Below are 3,811 nucleotides of genomic sequence, written 5' to 3' on the forward strand. Positions count from 1 at the left end.
ATGCGCAGATATCAGGAGGAACACCGATGGCGAAGGCAGGTCTCTGGGCTGTTACTGACGCTGAGGAGCGAAAGCATGGGGAGCGAACAGGATTAGATACCCTGGTAGTCCATGCCGTAAACGTTGGGCACTAGGTGTGGGGGACATTCCACGTTTTCCGCGCCGTAGCTAACGCATTAAGTGCCCCGCCTGGGGAGTACGGCCGCAAGGCTAAAACTCAAAGGAATTGACGGGGGCCCGCACAAGCGGCGGAGCATGCGGATTAATTCGATGCAACGCGAAGAACCTTACCAAGGCTTGACATGTACTGGTAACGCCTGGAAACAGGTGCCCCCTTTTGGGCCGGTATACAGGTGGTGCATGGTTGTCGTCAGCTCGTGTCGTGAGATGTTGGGTTAAGTCCCGCAACGAGCGCAACCCTCGTTCTATGTTGCCAGCGCGTTATGGCGGGGACTCATAGGAGACTGCCGGGGTCAACTCGGAGGAAGGTGGGGACGACGTCAAATCATCATGCCCCTTATGTCTTGGGCTTCACGCATGCTACAATGGCCGGTACAAAGGGTTGCGATACTGTGAGGTGGAGCTAATCCCAAAAAGCCGGTCTCAGTTCGGATTGAGGTCTGCAACTCGACCTCATGAAGTCGGAGTCGCTAGTAATCGCAGATCAGCAACGCTGCGGTGAATACGTTCCCGGGCCTTGTACACACCGCCCGTCAAGTCACGAAAGTTGGTAACACCCGAAGCCGGTGGCCTAACCCCCTTGTGGGGAGGGAGCCGTCGAAGGTGGGACCGGCGATTGGGACTAAGTCGTAACAAGGTAGCCGTACCGGAAGGTGCGGCTGGATCACCTCCCGTACCGGAAGGTGCGGCTGGATCACCTCCTTTCTAAGGAGCACCTTCAACGCACCGCATTGGAGTTAGCCCATTGCGCAGGCGTTTGTTCTGCGGTGGGTGCTCATGGGTGGAATATCAGCAAATAGCGGCCGCCGGTTTCGTTCCGGCATTTAGTACGGATGTGCTTCCTTTTTCCTCTTTGGAGGGGTGGGGGGTGTGTTGTGGAACGGTGCGGGGAGGGTATGGGCGGTTTTGTGTGTGGCACACTGTTGGGTCCTGAAATAACAGGGGCTTTGGTTCTTGGTGTTTCTGGTTGTGTTTTCCTGCGCAGGTGGGTGTGTTGTCCCTTTGTGGGGTGGTGTGCCTGGTGTTTGTGGGTTGTTGTTTGAGAACTGCATAGTGGACGCGAGCATCTTAAAAATAAGAAGCAATTTCCAAGATTTATGAACCTGGATCTGATCGTCATTGGTTGGCATGTGTGTGGTCCCGCATTTTGTGTGGGGTTCATGTGTGTGTGGGCTTGTGGTGGTTGGTTTTTGTGGTTCTCTCGAAGAAGTATGTTTTGTGATCTTTGTGGTCAAGTTTTTAAGAGCACACGGTGGATGCCTTGGCATTAGGAGCCGAAGAAGGACGTGGGAATCTGCGATAAGCCTGGGGGAGTTGATAACCGAACTTTGATCCCAGGATGTCCGAATGGGGAAACCCCGCCGGGGGCGCCTTTGGTGTCACCCGGTGACCCGCATCTGAACACATAGGGTGCGTGGAGGGAACGCGGGGAAGTGAAACATCTCAGTACCCGCAGGAAGAGAAAACAACAGTGATTCCGTCAGTAGTGGCGAGCGAACGCGGATCAGGCTAAACCGGTCCATGTGTGATAGCCGGCGGGCGTTGCATGGCCGGGGTTGTGGGACTTCCCGTATCTGTTCTGCCGGACTGGTGCAGTGAGTGTATGCGTATAGTTGAACGGTTTTGAAAGGCCGGCCGTAGAGGGTGTTAGTCCCGTAAACGAAATACGTGGTGCCGCTGGGGGAGTATCCCAAGTAGTACGGGGCCCGAGAAATCCCGTGCGAATCTGTCAGGACCACCTGATAAGCCTAAATACTACCTAAGTTGATAACCGAACTTTGATCCCAGGATGTCCGAATGGGGAAACCCCGCTCAGCCAGCGATGGACTGGGTGACCCGCATCTGAACACATAGGGTGTGTGGGGGGAACGTGGGGAAGTGAAACATCTCAGTACCCACAGGAAGAGAAAACAACAGTGATTCCGTTAGTAGTGGCGAGCGAACGCGGATGAGGCTAAACCAGTGGTGTGTGATAGCCGGCGGGCGTTGCATCACTGGGGTTGTGGGACTTTCCGTATCTGTTCTGCCGGACAGGTGAAATGTGTGCGGGCGTATAGGTGAACGGGTTTGAAGGCCCGACCGGAGTGGGTGAGAGTCCCGTAACCGTAATGCGTTCCGCCGTTTGGAGAGTATCCCAAGTAGTACGGGGCCCGAGAAATCCCGTGCGAATCTGTCAGGACCACCTGATAAGCCTAAATACTACCTAATGACCGATAGCGGACAAGTACCGTGAGGGAAAGGTGAAAAGTACCCCGGGAGGGGAGTGAAACAGTACCTGAAACCGTGTGCTTACAATCCGTCGGAGCCAGTCTGATTCTGGTGACGGCGTGCCTTTTGAAGAATGAGCCTGCGAGTTAGTGTTACGTCGCGAGGTTAACCCGTGTGGGGAAGCCGTAGCGAAAGCGAGTCTGAATAGGGCGACGCAGTGGCGTGATCTAGACCCGAAGCGGAGTGATCTACCCATGGCCAGGTTGAAGCGACGGTAAGACGTCGTGGAGGACCGAACCCACTTCAGTTGAAAATGGAGGGGATGAGCTGTGGGTAGGGGTGAAAGGCCAATCAAACTCCGTGATAGCTGGTTCTCCCCGAAATGCATTTAGGTGCAGCGTTGCGTGTTTCTTGCCGGAGGTAGAGCTACTGGATGGCCGATGGGCCCTACAAGGTTACTGACGTCAGCCAAACTCCGAATGCCGGTAAGTGAGAGCGCAGCAGTGAGACTGTGGGGGATAAGCTTCATAGTCGAGAGGGAAACAGCCCAGACCACCAACTAAGGCCCCTAAGCGTGTGCTAAGTGGGAAAGGATGTGGAGTTGCGAAGACAACCAGGAGGTTGGCTTAGAAGCAGCCATCCTTGAAAGAGTGCGTAATAGCTCACTGGTCAAGTGAATGGGCCCTACAAGGTTACTGACGTCAGCCAAACTCCGAATGCCGGTAAGTGAGAGCGCAGCAGTGAGACTGTGGGGGATAAGCTTCATAGTCGAGAGGGAAACAGCCCAGACCACCAACTAAGGCCCCTAAGCGTGTGCTAAGTGGGAAAGGATGTGGAGTTGCGAAGACAACCAGGAGGTTGGCTTAGAAGCAGCCATCCTTGAAAGAGTGCGTAATAGCTCACTGGTCAAGTGATTCCGCGCCGACAATGTAGCGGGGCTCAAGTACACCGCCGAAGTTGTGGCATTCACATAATACCCAAGCCGGAGACTTGTTCTTTTGGTTCAGGGGTGTGGATGGGTAGGGGAGCGTCGTGTGGGCAGTGAAGCCGCGGTGGAAACCAGCGGTGGAGCCCACACGAGTGAGAATGCAGGCATGAGTAGCGAAAGACGGGTGAGAAACCCGTCCGCCGAATGATCAAGGGTTCCAGGGTCAAGCTAATCTGCCCTGGGTAAGTCGGGACCTAAGGCGAGGCCGACAGGCGTAGTCGATGGACAACGGGTTGATATTCCCGTACCGGCGAAGAACCGCCCATACTGAACGGGGGATACTAACCACCCGAACCATGACCGACCGCCCTTGTGGTGGAAGGTTTTTTGGGGAGCGTGGGATCTGATCCCGGGAGGTAAGCGTATTAACAGGTGTGACGCAGGAAGGTAGCCGGGCCGGGCGATGGTTGTCCTGGTCCAAGGATGTAGGGCGAA

General features: G+C 55.2%; 2 rRNA genes. Both read left to right on the top strand.

Going from position 1 to position 3,811, the window contains the following annotated elements:
* Nucleotides 1–855 (top strand): 16S ribosomal RNA (locus tag Y707_RS0101815); the annotation flags it as partial.
* Nucleotides 856–1,409: 554 nt separating this feature from the next.
* Nucleotides 1,410–3,811: ribosomal RNA gene (locus Y707_RS0101820) — 23S ribosomal RNA — on the top strand; the annotation flags it as partial.

Source organism: Arthrobacter sp. H14 (assembly GCF_000520495.1).
Lineage (GTDB): Bacteria > Actinomycetota > Actinomycetes > Actinomycetales > Micrococcaceae > Arthrobacter_C.